At 53.5% G+C, this 20,068-nt stretch carries 12 protein-coding genes, 1 tRNA gene and 1 CRISPR repeat array; all 13 genes read left to right on the top strand.

The window, feature by feature from the left end; translation table 11 throughout:
* Window positions 1–176 precede the first annotated feature (176 nt).
* Window positions 177–1,610, top strand: a complete 1,434-nt coding sequence (dacB, locus tag HQ37_RS07980) for a D-alanyl-D-alanine carboxypeptidase/D-alanyl-D-alanine-endopeptidase (protein ID WP_036882286.1) — start codon at window positions 177–179, stop codon at window positions 1,608–1,610.
* Window positions 1,611–1,719: 109 nt separating this feature from the next.
* Window positions 1,720–1,791 (top strand) — tRNA-Met (locus tag HQ37_RS07975).
* A gap of 204 nt (window positions 1,792–1,995) precedes the next feature.
* Window positions 1,996–3,666 (top strand): DUF4836 family protein, encoded by a 1,671-nt coding sequence (locus HQ37_RS07970; protein ID WP_036882283.1) that lies wholly within the window; start codon window positions 1,996–1,998, stop codon window positions 3,664–3,666.
* A gap of 137 nt (window positions 3,667–3,803) precedes the next feature.
* A complete protein-coding gene (locus HQ37_RS07965; protein ID WP_036882293.1) occupies window positions 3,804–4,454 on the top strand; it encodes an ATP-binding cassette domain-containing protein in 651 nt (216 codons plus the stop codon).
* Between the two features lie 13 nt (window positions 4,455–4,467).
* Window positions 4,468–5,703: a hypothetical protein gene (locus tag HQ37_RS07960; RefSeq protein WP_052080870.1), complete on the top strand. Its 1,236-nt coding sequence runs from the start codon at window positions 4,468–4,470 to the stop codon at window positions 5,701–5,703.
* Window positions 5,704–5,884: 181 nt separating this feature from the next.
* Window positions 5,885–8,104, top strand: coding sequence for a GH92 family glycosyl hydrolase (locus tag HQ37_RS07955; RefSeq protein WP_052080871.1), 2,220 nt, complete (start codon window positions 5,885–5,887; stop codon window positions 8,102–8,104).
* Window positions 8,105–8,185: 81 nt separating this feature from the next.
* Window positions 8,186–8,608 (top strand): copper resistance protein NlpE N-terminal domain-containing protein, encoded by a 423-nt coding sequence (locus HQ37_RS07950; RefSeq protein WP_036882281.1) that lies wholly within the window; start codon window positions 8,186–8,188, stop codon window positions 8,606–8,608.
* A gap of 300 nt (window positions 8,609–8,908) precedes the next feature.
* Entirely contained in the window at window positions 8,909–10,234 is a 1,326-nt protein-coding gene (locus tag HQ37_RS07945) for a DEAD/DEAH box helicase (RefSeq protein ID WP_036882278.1), read from the top strand.
* A gap of 32 nt (window positions 10,235–10,266) precedes the next feature.
* On the top strand, window positions 10,267–11,478 hold the full coding sequence (locus HQ37_RS07940; RefSeq protein ID WP_036882276.1) for an ROK family transcriptional regulator: 1,212 nt from the start codon (window positions 10,267–10,269) through the stop codon (window positions 11,476–11,478).
* A 544-nt stretch (window positions 11,479–12,022) separates the two neighbouring features.
* Complete coding sequence (gene thrS, locus HQ37_RS07930) at window positions 12,023–13,984, top strand: threonine--tRNA ligase (protein WP_036882274.1); 1,962 nt, start codon at window positions 12,023–12,025, stop codon at window positions 13,982–13,984.
* A 74-nt stretch (window positions 13,985–14,058) separates the two neighbouring features.
* Complete coding sequence (gene infC / locus HQ37_RS07925; protein ID WP_036882273.1) at window positions 14,059–14,658, top strand: translation initiation factor IF-3; 600 nt, start codon at window positions 14,059–14,061, stop codon at window positions 14,656–14,658.
* An 87-nt stretch (window positions 14,659–14,745) separates the two neighbouring features.
* Window positions 14,746–14,943: a 50S ribosomal protein L35 gene (gene rpmI, locus HQ37_RS07920; RefSeq protein WP_036882271.1), complete on the top strand. Its 198-nt coding sequence runs from the start codon at window positions 14,746–14,748 to the stop codon at window positions 14,941–14,943.
* A gap of 108 nt (window positions 14,944–15,051) precedes the next feature.
* Window positions 15,052–15,396, top strand: a complete 345-nt coding sequence (rplT, locus tag HQ37_RS07915; protein WP_036882269.1) for a 50S ribosomal protein L20 — start codon at window positions 15,052–15,054, stop codon at window positions 15,394–15,396.
* A 163-nt stretch (window positions 15,397–15,559) separates the two neighbouring features.
* Window positions 15,560–20,068: direct repeats of the CRISPR family, unit length 22 nt; unit sequence GTTTCAATTCACGCATCCCGAG.

The following is a 20,068-nucleotide window of genomic DNA, read 5'->3' as shown; positions in this document are numbered from 1 at the left end:
GACCCACAACGCGAGGGTCTATTACCATCGAAAAATAATCGCGTACATCCATACACCAAAGATAGCCCTATTTTGATGCGGTTGCTCTTCTCAAAAGTGGAGGGCGATCGAGGGCAACGAAAAAATGTGTACCTTGCTGCGATATACTCACCGTACTAAGGCAATGTATTCGATCTATGAATAGGCGACTTCTTCTACTCCTAGCCCTCTCCCTCGGCTCGCTCTGTAGCCTATGGGCAGGGCTTAACCCCGAAGCCCTTGGATTACTCAAAGAGGCTGAGCGACGCTATGGCGCACGGGTGGGCTTACAGCTGACCGAGCTCAGCACGGGGCGTGTCGTCCTGCACCATCGCTCTACGGAGCTGATGACCCCTGCTTCGCTAGTCAAGATCCTCTCGACGGGGAGCTTCCTGCAGCAGAGAGGCTCAGACTTCCGCTTCGAGACACGTGTTTATGCTCTCGGGGAGGTTAAGAGAGGTGTCCTGCGAGGCGATCTGCTCTTAGTTGGCTCGGCAGACCCCTCCTTGGCCTCTAGGTATGTCCCCGAATCGCAGCTGCGCCTGCAGCAGGAGCTACTACAGATGCTCGAGCGGGCAGGTATCCACCGCATCGATGGGCGTATCTTGATCGATGGTTCGGCCTCGTTCGCCCAAGGGCAGCACCCCAGTTGGCTCGTCGAGGACACGGGCAATTATTATGGGGCAGGGGTGTACGCCTTGAACTATCGGGACAATTACTTCGACCTTTGGGTTTCGGACTCGGGCGAGGGTGGGGTAGTGCTGGATGCTGTCGATCCCGATGTCTCGCTGAGCTTTGTCAATGAGCTGCGGCTCTCGGGTAAGGACGAATATCTCTGCTATGGTAGTCCTCATACGCCCCAGGTCATCCTCTCGGGTAGCATCCGTCGAGGAAGCAGCGGGGTCAATATGCGCCCTGCTCACCCAGAGCCCATAGCCTATGCCCTACAGTCGCTGCGTCGCTTGCTTGATGAGGGAGGCGTACCCGTCTCTGAGCTCGGAGCTGTGCTCTCGTTGCCCCTAGATACCTTAGGACGCAGGCCGCAACTCCTGGGCAGCTACTATTCGCTGCCTGCTGATACTCTAGTGCGCATCACCAATCATCGCAGTGCCAACGTCTATGCCGAGGCTCTCGGGCGTAGCCTCTACCTGGAGGATCTAGGGCCTAAGAGCCTCGAGCACTATTGGCTCTCGAAGCTACAGTTGCCTCAGCATTCTCTGCGCCTGTACGATAGCTCTGGGCTCAGTGTTAAGAATAGAATCACCCCTGCGGCCCTCTCGGTCGTCCTACATGACTTGCTCGCAGGGGATACGCCCGAGCAGAATGCCTTTTGGCAAAGTCTACCTCGCCTGGGGCAGGAGGGGACGCTCAAGAGCTTCATGAGGGGAACGCCCCTGGTGGCTCGCCTCAAGAGCGGAGGAATGACGGGGGTGAAGGGCTATGCGGGCTACGTTCGCTATGAGGGACGTTGGTATGCCCTAGTTTTGCTCTCGAATGACTTCCCCTCCCCAGAGGTGGCCAATAAGGTGCTCTCAGACTTCCTACATCGTTGCTTCCCAATGCCTAAACCACGAAAATCGAAGCGTCGATAGGGGCGAGGTCTAGCCCTCTGAGCCTCCGTTCGATCCCCCAAGCGAATATAAAGTCTAGCGAATATTTGGCGGTTTCGGAAAAAGTCTCTACCTTTGCGGTGCAAATGATCGCGGAGTGGAGCAGTGGTAGCTCGTTGGGCTCATAACCCAAAGGTCGTAGGTTCGAGTCCTGCCTCCGCAACTACAGAGGGCCTCTATCCTGAATGCGGGTAGAGGCCCTCTCTCTGTTGGTGTCTGCTGGCTTCGCTTAGTCCCGTTGTCCTGATCAACAAGAATTAGAAAAATATCCCCTGCCAATAGGACGCGTATATATGATATTTCACTACCTTTGTAAGGTATTGGTTAAAATCTCATTTCATCAATTATCTAAACCTCTCATTGACCTATGACCAAACAGTTACTCAAGCGTCTTAGCCTACTGATCGTGGTAGCTCTAAGTGCTGTGGCTTGCTCCCCTAATACCGAGTACGCCAATGTCTTGCCCGATAAGGTGGACGTAGTTCTCTCGCTGGACTTTGCTTCGCTGGCCAAGAAGGCCGACCTCTCTAGTGCTGAGAATAAGGAGCTCCTTGATGGCTTCGTCGCAACCCTCAAGCAGAAGGGTGCTCCCGAGGAAGTCCTCGCCTGGGCAGATAAGCTCCGAAGCAATCCCCAGGCTATGGGCGTGGACTTCGAGCAGCCCCTATATGCCTTCATGGGTATCAAGTACCTAGACCTTGGCCTTGTAGCCCGTATCAAGGATCAGAGCAAGGTGGCTGAGTTCGCTACCGATATGGTTCGCTCTCACAACATCAAGGTAGAGGAGCACGAGCAGGGTCTCAAGACTATGACCTTCTGTGCCAATGCAATCCTAGCCTTCAACAGCAAGAGCCTGCTGTTGCTCAGTGGCCATGAGGCTCAGCACATCAACCTCGAGCGTGTGAAGCAGCTCTTTGCCCAAAAGGCCGAGCAGAGCTTTGCAGGTAGCAATGCCTTCAAAAGCCTAGCCGCTGGCTCAGGGGATATTCGCTTTTGGGGTAATTTCTCTGCAATCATGGCCTCTCTCAAGGACGACAATAGCCAGCTCGCTGCACATCCCTCGCTGAGGGGTCTCAAGGACTTCCCCTCCATCTTTAACCATCCACTCTACAAGGATCTCTCCTTTATCGCTCGCCTGAGCTTCGAGGCTGGCAAGATCGTGAGCTCGATCGAACCCCAAACCGACAATGCAGAGACTCTCAAGTTCATCAAGGGGCAGAGTGAAGACTATCTCAAGGTTGGTGGTACCTTCCTCAAGTCTGTTGCCAAGAATGCCTTCTTCGTTTGGAATATGAGTGCCGATATGGGTGCATCTTTCTCCAAGTCGATGGCTCAGATCCCACAGCTCAAGATGATCCTAGAGCCTGTGAAGGCGATGGGCTACGATCTAGAGACCATTGCCTCCAGCATCAAGGGCGATATGACCGTCTACTTCAATGACGTCAATATGGCGAACAAGACGATTGACTTCGGTATTTACTGCCAGCTCAGCCAGCCCGAACCCATTGCCCAGGCTTTGGCCACTGCTGCCCAAGAGATCGTACTGCACAATCAGAGAATGGATTCGCTCGACCGTGTATCCCCTCGCTACTATGCCTGGTCTGACGGCAAGGTCGCACACAAGCGTAACCGCCTACCAGAGCTCAAATCAACGGCTACACCAGGGGTTTACAGCTGCGAAATCGTCTCCGATATGGAGCTGCTCGTCGGGGTCAAGGACAAGGTCTTCTATATCCTGCCCGCCAGTGTGCCCCTCACGAAGGAGCAGAAGGAGAGCATCCTCAACAGCTCCTACAGCTCGGCCATCAACAAGTATCCTAGCTACTGTCTCATCAACTTTGAGGCCATCCTCAAGCACCCCATGGTGGCTGCTGGCCTCTCTTTCGCTCCCGATCCTATCCGCTCGGCTGCCGAGGAGCTCAAGTCTCTCGAGACCTATCATGACAAGGATAAGAATATGAGCTTTGCGGAGCTTAGCCTGGTAACGAGCAAGGAAAACTCCCTCAAGCTCATCGTCGATCTGCTGCGAGATCTGTAGCTTTCGTATGCTTTGATCTTTGAAGCATTCTACTCTAGAGGGGGGCATCCTGTGGACTTCGATGGTCGCATAGGGTGCCCCTCTCTCCCCGAGAGGCCTCCTTCCTCACCCTCATCCCACTCAAGATATTAGATCCAATGAATAGCATCAGCATCCTACAGGCTTTCCCTCGTGTCTTTGCAGACGAGGTGGCCATGCTCAAGCAGTCCGAGGTCTGGCTCTGCGACCTACGCCTAGAGAAGGGGCAGCATTACCTCATCGAGGCGGAGAGTGGGGCTGGTAAGTCCTCACTCTGTAGCTTCATCTATGGCTATAGAGATGATTATGATGGGCATATTATGATTGATCGGGAGGATATTCGATACTTCTCACGAGATCGCTGGGGGGAGATCCGCCAGGCCGAGCTGAGCATCCTCTGGCAGGAGCTTCGTCTCTTCGCCGATCTCTCAGCTTGGGACAACCTCATTGTTAAGAACCGTCTAACGGGCTATAAGAGTTACCGAGAGCTCAAGGGGCTCATGGAGCGGCTCGGGATAGAGCCCTGGAGAGATCAGTCCGCAGGTAAGCTCTCCCTCGGACAGCAGCAGCGTTTGGCTATCCTAAGGACGCTGTGCCAGCCCTTTGATTTCCTCATCCTCGACGAGCCTATCAGCCATCTCGATGATGCCAATGCCTCGATTGTAGCTCAACTGCTCGCCGAGGAGGCGCAGGCCCGAGGCTCATCTATCGTCGCTACCTCGGTGGGTAAGCATCTGCCTCTGCACTACGATCATACGCTCAACCTGTAAGCTGCTCTCTGCTATGAATCCCATGCTTCATCTTCGCCTCATGTGGCGACATCTGAGCCCTGCCTCGCTGGTGGGCTTCGTCGTGGCCAACCTGATCGGTCTGAGCATCCTGCTCCTGGGGGTGCAGTTCTATCAAGATGCTCGAGGGTTGCTCGAGGGTAAGGGAGCTCTGCTCGAGGGAGATTACATTGTCCTTTCGAAGCGGGTAAGCTCTATTGATGCGCTCCGAGGCCGAGCCAATGCTTTCTCGCAGGAGGAGCTTGAGACCCTAAGAGGGCAGCCTTTCGTCGAGGCTGTTGGGGCTTTTGTCCCCTCGGTCTTTCGGGTAACGGCTGGGGTCGATGTGGGGATGGGGATGTATACCTACCTCTTCTTCGAGTCTGTGCCCGATGAGTTTCTTGATGTAGAGCTCGTAGACTGGAGCTTCACTCCAGGGAGCGAGGAGATCCCCATTATTCTGCCCCGCAGCTATTTGGCCCTCTACAATGCGGCCTTCTCTCACAGTCAGGGGCTACCGCAGATATCCGAGAGGGGGATTGGCCTCTTGCCATTGAGCATCGAGATCGAAGGGACAGCTGCCTCGAAAACCTTCCGAGGGCGTATCGTGGGCTTCTCCAATAGGCTCAATACTATCCTAGCCCCAGAGGCCTTCGTCCGCTGGGCTAATGAGCATTACAGCCCAGGACAGGAGGCACAGATCACACGTCTCATCCTGCGAACGGATAACCCCTCGGATGCTCGTCTATTGAGCTATGTTCAGGAGCAAGGTTACGAGGTCGAGGGGGATGCCCTCGAGACCGGCGAGGCAACCTATCTGCTGCGCCTGGTGAGCATGCTTGTCGGGGCTATAGGTCTACTCATTAGCCTGCTCTCGGTCTATCTACTCATCCTGAGCGTTTATCTCCTCCTACAGCGCAATATCCAGCAGCTGGAGAACCTCCTGCTCTTAGGCTATGGGACGATGCAGGTCGCTCGCCCTTATCTCCTGCTTTGTCTTGGGCTAAGCCTCATTGTTTGGGCCTTGGCAACCTTAGTGGTCGCTCTCTCTCGTTCGGCTTATTTGCCCCTGCTCGAGGAGCTCCAGCGTCCCACGCATCAGGGCCTTGGCTGGACGATGCTGGTTGGCTGCATTATTGCTTTTGTTTCGCTGGGCTTTAGCTCTATTGCGATCTATAGGCGTGTCCGGCAGATCCCTGCTTTTGCCTCGTCTTGCAGGGCCTCCTCCAGCCCTAGCCTCGTAGATCGCTAGGCCGAGGTCGTTCGCCTAGGGGCATACCCAGGGCAGGGCTTTTTTGTCTACCTTTGCGCTAGAGGCTGCCTTTTCGGCCTCTAGCGCATTGTATTTCAAGAGACCTACATAACCTAAATTCATAGACTGTATGCAGACAACCAAGCTATGGGGCGCAGCCCTCGGCTGTCTCTTGCTGGGCATGAGTTCGCTCTCAGCCCAAAGGTATCAGAGACTGATCGACGAGGTAAACCCCTTCATCGGCACAAGTAACTTTGGCACAACCAATCCCGGGGCAGTGCTGCCTAATGGGTTGATGAGCATTACCCCCTTCAACGTGATGGGTGGGGGAGAGCTGAACAAGTATGACAAGGATGCTCGCTGGTGGAGCACCCCCTATACGAGTGATAATAATTTCTTCACAGGCTTTAGCCATGTCAATCTCAGTGGTGTAGGCTGCCCAGAGCTTGGAGGCATCCTAGTAACAGCTACCCAGGGCTCGCTCGAGGTAGACTACAAGCAGTATGGTACACCCCTGAGCGACCAGCGTGCACACCCTGGCTACTACACAGCTCGCCTCGATAAGTATGCTATCCGTGCCGAGGCTACAGCTACTCGACGCACTTCGCTGACAGCCTACCACTTCGAACGCCCCGGCAAGAGCCACATCCTCGTCAATCTAGGCCAAGGGCTAACGAATGAGAGTGGGGCGACAGTGCGCTTCGTCAATGACTCTACGATCGTGGGGAGTAAGCTCATGGGGACTTTCTGCTACAACCCTCAGGCCGTTTTCAATCAGTACTTCGCCATCCGTCTGAGCAAGCGCACCCCTCAGAGTGGCTACTGGAAGATGCAACCCCCTATGACGGGCACAGAGGCTGAGTGGGATCAGGATCATGGTCGCTATAAGATCTATCGGAGCTATCGCAGAGCGATGAGTGGCAACGATGTCGGGGTGTGGTTCTCTTGGGAGGCAGAGGCTGGAGAGACAGTCTATGTGCAGACGGCCGTTTCTTTCGTTAGCGAAGAGAATGCCTTGCTGAACCTCGAGACCGAGCAGCCCAAGATAGACTTTGCCTCCACCCGCAAGGCTGCCGAGCAGGCTTGGGAGGATGCCCTCGGGGTTATCCGCATCGAGGGAGGAACGAAGGATCAGCGCACAGTCTTCTACTCTGCCCTCTATCACCTGCTCATTCATCCCAATATCCTACAGGATGTCAATGGCGAGTACCCCAAGATGACCAGCCTTGAGACGGGTCGAACAGAACATAACCGCTACACGGTCTATTCGCTTTGGGACACCTATCGCAATGTACATCCTCTGCTGAGCCTCCTATACCCCGAGATGCAACTCGATATGGTGCGCAGCATGATCGATATGTATCGAGAGAGCGGCTGGTTGCCCAAGTGGGAGCTCTATGGTCGGGAGACCCTGACCATGTCTGGTGATCCAGCTATCACTGTGATCAGTGACACTTGGCAGCGAGGTCTAAAGGATTTTGACCTCGAGACTGCCTACGAAGCCATGCGCAAGGGAGCTATGACACCCGGGCGAGACAATTACCTACGCCCCGATATCGATGACTATATCGAGCGAGGCTACATCCCCTTGAGAGAGAAGTTTGACCACTCTGTCTCCAACGCTCTCGAGTACTATATCGCTGACTGGAACTTGAGTCAAATGGCTCGCTCCCTGGGCAAACATGAGGATGCGAAGCTCTTCGCCCGTAGGGCTCAGGGCTACAAGCACTATTACGATAAGGAGTATGGCCTACTGCGCCCTATTACGCCCGACGGGAAATTCCTCTCCCCCTTCGACCCTGTGCTGGGTCGAGACTTCGAGCCTAATCCTGGTTTTCATGAAGGGAACTCCTGGAATTATTCATTTTTTGTACCTCATGATATTAAAGGGCTTGCTCGCTTAATGGGAGGACAGCGCAAGTTCGTCGATAAGCTGCAAAGTGTCTTCGATAAGGGTAATTATGATCCTGCCAACGAACCAGATATTGCTTACCCATTCCTCTTTACCTACTTCCCTAAAGAGGCCTGGCGTACGCAGCGCATTACCAAGGAATTGTTGGCCAATTATTACCACAATGCCCCTAACGGCATCCCAGGTAATGACGACACAGGGACGATGAGTGCCTGGGCTATCTTCACTATGCTGGGTCTGTACCCCGACTGCCCTGGTTCGATGAGCTTTGCACTGACAACGCCTACCTTCGATCGTGCTGTGATCAAGCTCGACCCCAAGTACTATCCGGCAGGGCAGCTGATTATTGAGCGAGAAGGCAAGGCTTCGGATACCTATTTCCGTCGTATTAAGCTAGGGGATGAGGAGCTCAGAGGCAAGTATCGCATTGACCATCATGAGCTCGTACGTGCGGGCAAGCTGATCTTCTATACCCAGGAGAATAAATAATATTTGTATCTTTGCACACTGTTTCTGTAAAGAAATGGTGTGAACGATTGGACTAATCAATTTAAAAGACAATTTATTCAAATGAAAAAATTATTTATCCTCCCCATCGTAGCTCTAGCATTGGTTGCCTGTCAGGGGAAGCAGTCTCAGGAGGCTAACGCAGAGTCTGTTCAGGTAGAAGAAGCCGATATGCAACAGGGTGATTTCTCTGGCGTTTTCGCTGGGATCACGCCCGCGGCCGATGCAGCAGTCTCTTATCGTACAGTACTGACCTGCAATGCCGATGGTTCGTACACCCTGACTAACGAACCCGTAGAGGGTGAGTCTAAGGGGCAAGCCTTTGAGAGCCAGCGTGGGAGCTTTGTAGTGCATGCAGATACGATCGTGGGGTCTAACGAAGCTCAAGGTACTCAGCATTACTTCCTGCTCAAGGGCGACTCTGTGATCATGCTCAACGCTGACAAGCAGCAGTCTGACCTGCCTTATATCCTCGTGCGCCAGTAGTCTAGCGTCCTCCATGTGCCTCTAGGGGTGCATGATCTGTCATCGGAGGCCCTCGGTAGAGTAGTCTATCGAGGGCCTTTTGTCTCCGTTCTGTAGCCTTTGGGAGAGTATGGGGACGATTTTGCGAAAAGATTGGCGTAACGATGTCGCTTAGTCCTAAATCCTGCTAGAGAAAGGGCTCGAGAGCCTTCTGTTATTAAATACTTGCGTCTATTTGTCGCAGGATAGGAGAAAAAGGTTCTTCCTTTTTGCATTTGATCGTGAAAGAATTACTAACTTTGTAGTGATAAACTTCTTATAATGAGATTTGACGAACTGGACTTAGAGGACGAAGTCTTGGATGGCTTGGATGCGATGAATTTCCAAGAGACTACTCCGATCCAAGAAGCTACCATCCCCCTCCTCTTGCAGGGGCGAGATCTGATCGCTTGTGCCCAGACGGGTACGGGCAAGACTGCCGCTTATCTGCTGCCCTTGATCAATAGACTGAGCCGGGGCGAGTTTGAGGACGATCGTGTCAATGCCGTGATCATGGCCCCTACACGAGAGCTGGCCATTCAGATTGAGCAGCAAGTCGAGGGCTTCTCTTACTTCCTGCCGATCTCTTCGGTCGCCATCTATGGAGGGACTGATGGGATCGCTTGGGAGCAGCAGTGCCGAGGTCTTAGCCTAGGGGCAGATATTGTGATTGCTACTCCTGGTCGCCTGCTCTCGCTCATCAATCTCAAGCATGCCGATTTGTCTGCGGTCTCATACTTCGTCCTGGACGAGGCTGACCGTATGCTGGATATGGGCTTCTTGGATGATATCAAGCAGATCTACCGAGAGCTGCCAGAGCACTGCCAGACGCTGATGTTCTCGGCGACGATGCCCCCTAAGATCAAGCAGCTGGCCAAGACGATCCTCAAAGATCCTGTGGAGGTAGAGATTGCCATCTCGAGACCTCCTGAGACGATCCTCCAGTCTGCCTACATCTGCTACGAGAGTCAGAAGCTTCCGATCCTCGAGCAGCTCTTCACGGCTACGCCTCCCAAGCGTAGCATTATCTTCTCCTCGTCCAAGCTCAAGGTTAAGGAGCTGACCTCCATCATCCGCCGTATGGGGATCAAGGTGGCAGAGATGCATTCGGATCTAGAGCAGACGAAGCGGGAGCAGGTCATGAGGGACTTCAAGAGTGGTGCGATAGACCTGCTTGTGGCCACAGATATCGTCGCTCGAGGGATCGACATCGACAATATTAGGGTGGTGATCAACTACGACATTCCTCGAGACCCCGAGGACTATGTGCATCGCATTGGTCGTACGGCTAGGGGCAACAATGACCAAGGGTTGGCCATTACATTTGTCTCTGAGGCTGAGCAGTACGAGTTCTCCAAGATCGAGGACTTCCTCCGCAAGCCGATCTACAAGCTGGCCGTGCCTGCCGAGCTAGGTCCTGTGCCTGGCTACAATCCCAAGGTTCGCTCTGCTCGCTCGTCAGGGGGTAGGCGATCTGCACGCTCTGGCTCTGCCCCCAAGCATTCCCGAGGTCCTGCATCCCCCAAGGGTGGGAGCAGGCCTGAGGCTCAGGATCGGGGTAAGCGAAGATACGATCGTAATCGCTCGTCCAAGCAGACGAAGCACTAATCACTCTTAACTATTTAGAAACGCTATAAGCTATGACTAAAGAACTTCTTAAAGAACTGGATCAGAGCTCGAAGTCGGCTCGCTTCAAGCGTAAGATCATTTCTCACTTCATTGAGAAAGGCCCTTCCACGATCAACGAACTGGCCAAAGTGCTCAACCTTAGTATCCCCACAATCAATAAGTTCGTTAGCGACCTAATCGAGCGTGGTGCAGCCAAAGTGTATGGTAAGCAGGAGACCAGCGGCGGACGCTATCCCCTGCTCTATGGATTAGACCCTGAGGCGGGATACTTCGTTGGGGCTGACGTAAAGTTCAATATGGTCAATATTGGCATCGTAGACTTTACGGGAGAGATCAAGGAGACCTTCTACGACATCCCTTTCGTCCTGGAGAATTCTCAGGAGAAGATGGATGAGCTCTGTCGTATTATCCTCGACACCATCAACAATGCAGGTTACTCGGCGGATAATATCCTCAATGTCAATATCAATCTACCAGGGCGTATTAACCCTGAGACGGGCTTCAGCTACACCTTCTTTAACTTCCAGCAGGAGCTGCCACTAACGGCTCTCCTATCGGAGCGTCTTGGCCTCAGTGTTACTATTGACAACGATACCCGAGGGATGGCCTATGGCGAGTACACTCATGGCTGTGCCAGCGTGGCTAAGGCACGTAACCTGCTCTACCTCAATCTCAGTTGGGGGTTAGGTCTAGGGATTATCCTAGACGGCAAGGTGTACCTAGGCAAGTCGGGCTTCAGTGGAGAGTTTGGGCATATCAGTGCCTTTGACAACCAGCTCCTTTGCCATTGTGGCAAGAAGGGTTGTCTCGAGACAGAGGTCAGTGGCAAGGCCATGCAGCGCATACTCGTCGAGCGTATCAAGGCTGGAGAGATCTCTGTGCTGAGCCAGAAAGTGCTTGCGGGTGAAGATCTGACCTTTGATGAGATCATCCAGGCCACCATTGGCGAGGATATGCTCTGTCTCGAGGTGCTCACTGAGATGGGGAATAAGCTCGGCAAGCAGGTCGCTACGCTGATCAACCTCTTTAATCCTGAGTGTGTAGTTATCGGCGGAGCCCTGTCGCTCACTGGGGACTTCCTAACTCAGTCGGTACAGAACGTAGTCCGTACTCATTCGTTGAGCCTAGTTAATAGGGACACGAAGATCCTGGCAGCTTGTCTAGGCGAACGCTCTGGCGTTATTGGGGCTTGCATGCTGGCACGTACACGCCGCTTCTGCTAGACCTTTGCCTTCCTGTGCAGACATAGAGGATGCTGCGAGCCTTGAGGCTCTGCGGCATCCTCTCTTTTTGGAGTGGCCTGGGGTAGGTAGGGCTCACTCCCGAGGGTCGTGATAGCCCCTTGGGTAATACCCTCCGAGAGCGTGGTGGAGGGGTCGATAGGGTTGCGGCTGAAAGCCCTTCGGGGGCGTCTCCAAACTCGAAGTAGGGTCTTCCTAGAGACCCAAGTAGGATCGATATGGAGGCTTAGATAGGATCGCATCCGAGGTCTAGATAGGAGCTCTATGGAGATCCTATCTGAGTCTTCGCAGAGCTCTAGATGGCTGGTTGAGGGGGCTCTTAAGAAGGCAATCTCGACGGACAAAATCCCCTCCCCTGACAGGGGACTGCGAGAGATCCTCCGAAGCTTTGGAATAGACATTGGGTAGAGGACAAAAGGCCTCCCCCGTAGCGTAATATTATGCTAGAAGTAATATCTTTGCGAGAAGTATGACGATGGCTTGCCCATTTGTAAGGGCAGGCTTAATTTTAATGGAATAGACAATGATGATTAACATCACCTTCCCCGACGGCAACGTCCGTCAGTACGAGGCTGGGGTTACTGGCTGGGAGATCGCTGGCAGTATCAGCCCTCGCCTGCAGCAGGAGGTCCTCTCCATCGGAGTGAATGGACAGGTTTGGGATCTCATGCGTTCGATCGACGAAGATGCCTCGATTAAGCTGTATAAGTGGGATGACCCCGAGGGTCGCCATGCCTTCTGGCACTCCAGTGCACACCTCCTGGCCGAGGCTCTCGAAGCCCTCTATCCAGGCACCAAGTTTGGTATTGGGCCTGCGATTGACAATGGCTTCTATTATGACATTGATCCAGGTGAGGGCGTAAGCATCAAGGACGCCGACCTGCCTGCCATCGAGCAGAAGATGGTCGAGCTCGCCTCGCTCAAGAGCGAATATATTCGCCGCCCCATCAGCAAGGAAGAGGTACTACGCTACTTCGAGGACAAGCAAGACGAGTATAAGGTCGAGCTCATTCGAGAGCTGGCCGATGGGACCATCACAACCTATACCCAGGGGCACTTCACAGACCTCTGTCGTGGCCCACACCTGCCCAATACAAGCTATATCAAGGCCATCAAGCTGCTCAGCGTTGCAGGGGCTTACTGGCGTGGAGATGAGAAGCGCAAGCAGCTCACCCGTATCTATGGGATCACCTTCCCAAAGAAGAAGCAGCTTGATGAATATCTAGTGATGCTCGAGGAAGCTAAGAAGCGAGACCACCGCAAGATCGGCAAGGAACTACAGCTATTCGCTTTCTCCCAAAATGTTGGCTCGGGCCTTCCCCTTTGGTTGCCACGAGGGACGCAGCTGCGCTTGCGCCTGGAGGAATTCCTCAAGCAGATCCAGAAGCAGTTCGGTTACCATCAGGTGATTACCCCACATATCGGCAGTAAACAGCTTTACGTTACCTCGGGCCACTGGGCCAAGTATGGGGCAGATTCTTTCCGCCCCATCACTACACCTCAGGAGGGCGAGGAGTTCATGCTCAAGCCGATGAACTGTCCCCACCACTGTGAGGTCTACAAGAGCCTCGCCCCACACTCCTATCGTGATCTGCCCCTTCGACTAGCAGAGTTCGGTACGGTCTACCGCTATGAGCAGAGTGGGGAGTTGCATGGCCTCACCCGTGTGCGTGGCTTCACCCAAGATGATGCTCACCTCTTCTGTCGTCCAGATCAGATCAAGGAGGAGTTTTGCAAGGTGATGGACATCATTTTTATCATCTTCAAGGCCCTCAACTTTGAGAACTTCGAGGCTCAGATCTCTCTGAGAGACAAGGTTAATCGGGAGAAGTATATCGGTAGCGAAGAGAACTGGGAGCGTGCCGAGCAGGCCATTATCGAGGCCTGCCAGGAGAAAGGCCTACCTGCTATCGTAGAGTATGGCGAGGCGGCCTTCTATGGCCCTAAGCTCGACTTCATGGTCAAGGATGCGCTGGGCCGTCGCTGGCAGCTGGGTACGATCCAGGTGGACTATAACCTGCCCGAGCGATTTGACCTCGAGTACACGGGCGAGGACAATCGGAAGCATCGTCCAGTCATGATCCACCGTGCCCCCTTCGGCTCGATGGAGCGGTTTGTGGCTGTCTTGATCGAGCATACTGCGGGTAAGTTCCCCCTATGGCTCACCCCCGACCAGGTGGTGGTACTCCCGATCAGTGAGAAGTTTAACGACTACGCCCACCGTGTGGCCGCCCTGCTCAATGCCCAGGATATTCGCACCCAAGTCGATGACCGCAATGAGAAGATCGGCCGCAAGATCCGAGACAATGAGCTCAAGCGTATCCCCTACATGCTCATCGTGGGGGAGAAGGAGGCCGAGGAAGGTGAGGTATCTGTGCGAAAGCAGGGTGAGGGTGATAGAGGTTCGATGAAAATTGCTACCTTTGCGGAGCTTATCCTAGAGGACGTGAATGCTCAGCTTAATGCTTGGCAGCACGAGCAGATATAAGAACATTAGTATAACAGATAGTTTTACAAGCATATACATACGGGGCGAAGGCCTCAATTACACAAGCATACTGAATGGCTGTAGACAACAAAGCAAAGTTCCAGTACCGCATCAATCAAGAAATTCGCTCCAAAGAGGTGCGCTTGGTGGGTGATAATGTCGAGCAAGGTGTGTACTCTATCCAAGAGGCGCAACGCAAGGCTAATGAACTAGACCTCGATCTAGTGGAGATCTCCCCCAATGTAAATCCTCCTGTGTGCCGCCTTGTAGACTATCAGAAGTTCATCTATCAGCAGAAGAAGCATCAGAAGGAACAGAAAGCTAAGGCTGTTAAGGTCGTGGTCAAGGAGATCCGCTTCGGGCCTCAGACCGATGATCATGATTATAACTTCAAGCTCAAGCATGCCAAAGGCTTCCTCAATGATGGAGCTAAGGTCAAGGCCTATGTCTTCTTCCGTGGTCGCTCGATCGTCTTCAAAGAGCAGGGCGAGGTACTCCTGCTTCGCTTCGCCAATGACCTCGAGGACTATGCTCGTGTCGAGAGTATGCCTGTACTCGAGGGCAAGCGCATGACTATCATGCTCGCTCCTCGCAAGGCTGCTGCCCCTAAGAAGGACAAGCCCTCTAAGCAGGATTCAGTCTCCGAGGAGACCCTTGAGAGTGCAGAGGATTGAGCAACATCTACGAAATCACTGTCCTCGCGCATAGGCTGCGTTGGGGGCTTGATCATAACTGGTTTAATTATTTAATTACAAACGAAAATGCCTAAGCAAAAGACTAACTCCAGTGCTAAGAAGCGTTTCACGCTCACTGGAACAGGTAAAATCAAGCGCAAACACGCTTTTAAGCGTCACATCCTCACCAAGAAGTCTACGAAGCAGAAGCGTCGTCTGACTCACTTCGGTACTGTGGCCAGTGTAGACGTACGTGAAGTTAAGGAGCTCCTCCGTCTCAAGTAAGTCTCTAGTTTAAGCGAGTTTAATCACGATTTTAAGTAACAGAGAGGTTAGCACGATCAAGAGTCTTCCCTCGAGGAGACCGCTACCAATCACAAAAAACTAACTATTATGCCAAGATCAGTTAATCACGTAGCTTCACGTGCCAAGAGAAAGAGAATTCTCAAGCTAACTCGTGGGTATTACGGAGCCCGTAAGAATGTATGGACTGTAGCCAAGAATACTTGGGAGAAGGGTCTGACCTATGCTTACCGCGACCGTAAGAATAAGAAGCGTAACTTCCGCTCACTTTGGATCCAGCGTATCAATGCCGCTGCGCGCCTCGAGGGTATGTCTTACTCTCGTCTGATGGGTGCTCTGCATGCAGCTGGTATCGAGATCAACCGCAAGGTCCTTGCAGATCTAGCTGTCAATCACCCAGAGGCCTTCAAGGCTATTGTGGCTAAGGTGAAGTAAGCTCTTCCCTAGAGATTATATACAAAGAGGGGGCACACGAAACGAAAGTTTCGTGTGCCCCCTCTCTCTTTTTGCCCTCTCGCTTCTCCCCTCACCCCTCCCAGCCCATTCCCCGAGAGGGATGCGACCTCGACCAGCAAAGCACGGAAAGGAGTACTAGGATGTTTCAATTCACGCATCCCGAGAGGGATGTGACCTGCGATACCGGAAGGAAATCTCTGAGATCAACGAGGTTTCAATTCACGCATCCCGAGAGGGATGCGACATCGGGTTATCGAGGCACAACCCGATGCTACGACGTTTCAATTCACGCATCCCGAGAGGGATGCGACAGTACAACGCCGCACGCAGGGCGTGCCGCTATGGAGAGTTTCAATTCACGCATCCCGAGAGGGATGCGACCAACTGCAAGTATTGCGCCCAGCGTGATAGTATGTTTCAATTCACGCATCCCGAGAGGGATGCGACGAGAGGACGTGCGGGCCTTGGGCGGCGATGTCGAGGTTTCAATTCACGCATCCCGAGAGGGATGCGACACTCACTGGTCTCTCCAGGACGACCACCTGGAGAGGTTTCAATTCACGCATCCCGAGAGGGATGCGAGGGGTATTCGGTGAGCGCGATCTAGATCGCCTCCTTGTTTCAATTCACGCATCCCGAGAGGGATGCGTGAAGGTCGGGGTGATTGCCGTTAATCACTTCAAGGAGTTTCAATTCACGCATCCCGAGAGGGATGCGAGTTGCGGCTGCAGTCGTGCACAGCCCTAACGCCACCGTTTCAATTCACGCATCCCGAGAGGGATGCGAGGTAGGAGACCTCGCCAGCTACCGGATCACTCTTGCGTTTCAATTCACGCATCCCGAGAGGGATGCGAGAATGCTCCTGATCGCCTTGGGGGTCTACTATAGGAGTTTCAATTCACGCATCCCGAGAGGGATGCGAGCGAGCCAAGAGGCGATACCTCCCCTTGGGTAGGTTAGGTTTCAATTCACGCATCCCGAGAGGGATGCGAGCATGCCAGCGCAGCCACACATCCTCGCCGTTGAGGTTTCAATTCACGCATCCCGAGAGGGATGCGTGATCCTGCGGCTTGTTACCCAAGCCAGGAGTGCCCCGTTTCAATTCACGCATCCCGAGAGGGATGCGAGCTGGCTGATCGACAAGCTCGGCAATGCCTCGTTCACGTTTCAATTCACGCATCCCGAGAGGGATGCGAGCCAGTACCCCAACGTTGGGCGTAGCTGGCGGTGGACGTTTCAATTCACGCATCCCGAGAGGGATGCGAGTCCCACGCCTCCTGCATCTCGGGCCGCCTGGAGCCGTTTCAATTCACGCATCCCGAGAGGGATGCGAGTCGATAAGCTGGGTAATGCCTCATTCTCTTCATTGTTTCAATTCACGCATCCCGAGAGGGATGCGAGGGGAGGATGCAATCATGGTCGAGCTGTGGTCGAAGTTTCAATTCACGCATCCCGAGAGGGATGCGAGGGAGGCCAGGTAGACGAGGAGTTCAGGTAGACAAGTTTCAATTCACGCATCCCGAGAGGGATGCGAGGGATTGAGTTCAATCTCGTCGAGCATATAATCCAGGTTTCAATTCACGCATCCCGAGAGGGATGCGAGTGTCCGCTCCCATTGTCTCCTATGCAGAGGTAGCAGTTTCAATTCACGCATCCCGAGAGGGATGCGAGATCAGCTCCTACACGATCGGCTACAGGCCTATGTGTTTCAATTCACGCATCCCGAGAGGGATGCGAGTCCTCATCTCCAGTTTTTTTTCTGGAAAGTAAGAAGTTTCAATTCACGCATCCCGAGAGGGATGCGAGCCGACATCCCCGGGGTGCTGGCGGCAGGGAGGGTGTTTCAATTCACGCATCCCGAGAGGGATGCGAGTCCATGCGCCTCGTGGGCCTCGAAACCACCCCCATGTTTCAATTCACGCATCCCGAGAGGGATGCGAGCAGGTAATCGCACATATGTAGTAGACCATGGCCGCGTTTCAATTCACGCATCCCGAGAGGGATGCGAGTGCCCCGATGTGCCTATTGCCACAGCTTCTTGCTTGTTTCAATTCACGCATCCCGAGAGGGATGCGAGACACCTTTTTCCGTCTGCTTACCGAGATACCTATGTTTCAATTCACGCATCCCGAGAGGGATGCGAGATCTAACCCTGGATCAGATCAGGGCGGGTGCGAGGTTTCAATTCACGCATCCCGAGAGGGATGCGAGAACCCTCGCCGCCAGCGAGGTACCTGTGTGCGCAAGTTTCAATTCACGCATCCCGAGAGGGATGCGAGAAGTCGTACCCAAAAGTCCCGTCCAACATCGAGGCGTTTCAATTCACGCATCCCGAGAGGGATGCGAGTTAGGCGCAGGTTAAAGGCTACATCTGTGCCCAAGCGTTTCAATTCACGCATCCCGAGAGGGATGCGAGAGACGAACAGGGTCATTCTGAGAGATAGCATCGGGGTTTCAATTCACGCATCCCGAGAGGGATGCGAGGTCGTAGGTGTCAGATGACTGGTGTAGAGGAATATAGGTTTCAATTCACGCATCCCGAGAGGGATGCGAGTGGTTTTCGCAGATTGATCGACCTCTCTCATGCTGGTTTCAATTCACGCATCCCGAGAGGGATGCGAGAATAAATGTCCCCCTTTTAATAGTGTCATAGCTTGGTTTCAATTCACGCATCCCGAGAGGGATGCGAGGCAGACTTGAAGAGCTATATCCCACTTGTTCAGAGTTTCAATTCACGCATCCCGAGAGGGATGCGAGTGCTCAAGCATATCCTGCCACTGATCCCTGCTCAGTTTCAATTCACGCATCCCGAGAGGGATGCGAGGTGGTCAATCTCTCCCTAGACCTGTATAATAGATCGGTTTCAATTCACGCATCCCGAGAGGGATGCGACGCACCGCAGTGGGCTAAGAGCCTACTAGAGCAGACGTTTCAATTCACGCATCCCGAGAGGGATGCGACCCCGTAGTAGGAAAGCTCGTTGAGAAGGTAAACGGGGTTTCAATTCACGCATCCCGAGAGGGATGCGACACGATCCATCAGCTGGTAGACGAGAGTCAGATCAGGTTTCAATTCACGCATCCCGAGAGGGATGCGACTGAGCTGTCCCGTGTCCCTCTACTCCAGCGGCGAGGTTTCAATTCACGCATCCCGAGAGGGATGCGACAGGTATTCGAGGGCCGATATACGCCCATGCTCAGTCTGTTTCAATTCACGCATCCCGAGAGGGATGCGACAGCTGCCTGGGCCTTGGTGATCTCATTGCGAGCGGCGTTTCAATTCACGCATCCCGAGAGGGATGCGACCCCACCAGCACACCGCTCCCGTCGATGTAGGGCTGTTTCAATTCACGCATCCCGAGAGGGATGCGACATTCACGCCCATGCCCTTCGGGGCGGGGGTATTATGTTTCAATTCACGCATCCCGAGAGGGATGCGACTCTGCAAGAGGGGGATGCATTTTGATCACCTAGACGTTTCAATTCACGCATCCCGAGAGGGATGCGACCAGGACTGAGGGGGCATATTGCCCTCGACGAGGGGTTTCAATTCACGCATCCCGAGAGGGATGCGACTACCCATGCCCCGAGGCAGTACTCCCGCTTGCTCGTTTCAATTCACGCATCCCGAGAGGGATGCGACTTCGACGTTGCGGTATCAATAGACAATTATTAACACGTTTCAATTCACGCATCCCGAGAGGGATGCGACCGGCTGTCCCGGAGGTTGATCTCCTCCCGGATGCGTTTCAATTCACGCATCCCGAGAGGGATGCGACCAACCTCCTCATCGTCTATCTTCTCATGCCCTTTGTTTCAATTCACGCATCCCGAGAGGGATGCGACTGGCAGGTGCGCTCCTCGTGGGAGCTGCGGCCTGCAAGTTTCAATTCACGCATCCCGAGAGGGATGCGACAGGAGAGTGAGAGGCGTATGAGAGAGCGAGACGAGTTTCAATTCACGCATCCCGAGAGGGATGCGACAAGGGTAAAACGTAGCAAATCCGTTCGGCTCTCTCGTTTCAATTCACGCATCCCGAGAGGGATGCGACACCGCCTCCAATGCGCACGAGTATCCGAATGTCGGGTTTCAATTCACGCATCCCGAGAGGGATGCGACAAGAACGTCTATCTCATCCACGCCCCATCGGGCGTTTCAATTCACGCATCCCGAGAGGGATGCGACGTAGACTTTGTCTATCTTTTCCAGCTTGTAGTCGGTTTCAATTCACGCATCCCGAGAGGGATGCGACTGATTAGTGGGGACTAGTTCGCTTAACTTTACAACGCGTTTCAATTCACGCATCCCGAGAGGGATGCGACGGTAAGCCCAGCGACACATTAGAGCAATTCATATTGTTTCAATTCACGCATCCCGAGAGGGATGCGACAGAGCGATACACACGTTGCTGACATCATCAAAGTCGTTTCAATTCACGCATCCCGAGAGGGATGCGACGAGTAATTGATACTAACCAGTTTCACCACACCTATCTAGTTTCAATTCACGCATCCCGAGAGGGATGCGACTGCAGAAAGTAGAAAAGATCTAGAAGATGGTATGTTTCAATTCACGCATCCCGAGAGGGATGCGACATCATTGGGTGCCACGATGCGCATTATTCTAACAAGTTTCAATTCACGCATCCCGAG

Origin of the sequence: Porphyromonas sp. COT-239 OH1446 (assembly GCF_000768875.1) — a bacterium.
GTDB lineage: Bacteria > Bacteroidota > Bacteroidia > Bacteroidales > Porphyromonadaceae > Porphyromonas.
The sequence above is the reverse complement of the archived record's forward strand: the minus strand, read 5'-3'. Positions and strand labels throughout refer to the sequence as shown.

What these genes read in the sequence shown, in the direction of transcription:
- dacB (WP_036882286.1), top strand. Translation starts at nt 177, where the DNA reads ATGAATAGGCGACTTCTTCTACTCCTAGCCCTCTCCCTCGGCTCGCTC.
- HQ37_RS07970 (WP_036882283.1), top strand. Translation starts at nt 1,996, where the DNA reads ATGACCAAACAGTTACTCAAGCGTCTTAGCCTACTGATCGTGGTAGCT.
- HQ37_RS07965 (WP_036882293.1), top strand. Translation starts at nt 3,804, where the DNA reads ATGAATAGCATCAGCATCCTACAGGCTTTCCCTCGTGTCTTTGCAGAC.
- HQ37_RS07960 (WP_052080870.1), top strand. Translation starts at nt 4,468, where the DNA reads ATGAATCCCATGCTTCATCTTCGCCTCATGTGGCGACATCTGAGCCCT.
- HQ37_RS07955 (WP_052080871.1), top strand. Translation starts at nt 5,885, where the DNA reads ATGAGTTCGCTCTCAGCCCAAAGGTATCAGAGACTGATCGACGAGGTA.
- HQ37_RS07950 (WP_036882281.1), top strand. Translation starts at nt 8,186, where the DNA reads ATGAAAAAATTATTTATCCTCCCCATCGTAGCTCTAGCATTGGTTGCC.
- HQ37_RS07945 (WP_036882278.1), top strand. Translation starts at nt 8,909, where the DNA reads ATGAGATTTGACGAACTGGACTTAGAGGACGAAGTCTTGGATGGCTTG.
- HQ37_RS07940 (WP_036882276.1), top strand. Translation starts at nt 10,267, where the DNA reads ATGACTAAAGAACTTCTTAAAGAACTGGATCAGAGCTCGAAGTCGGCT.
- thrS (WP_036882274.1), top strand. Translation starts at nt 12,023, where the DNA reads ATGATTAACATCACCTTCCCCGACGGCAACGTCCGTCAGTACGAGGCT.
- infC (WP_036882273.1), top strand. Translation starts at nt 14,059, where the DNA reads ATGGCTGTAGACAACAAAGCAAAGTTCCAGTACCGCATCAATCAAGAA.
- rpmI (WP_036882271.1), top strand. Translation starts at nt 14,746, where the DNA reads ATGCCTAAGCAAAAGACTAACTCCAGTGCTAAGAAGCGTTTCACGCTC.
- rplT (WP_036882269.1), top strand. Translation starts at nt 15,052, where the DNA reads ATGCCAAGATCAGTTAATCACGTAGCTTCACGTGCCAAGAGAAAGAGA.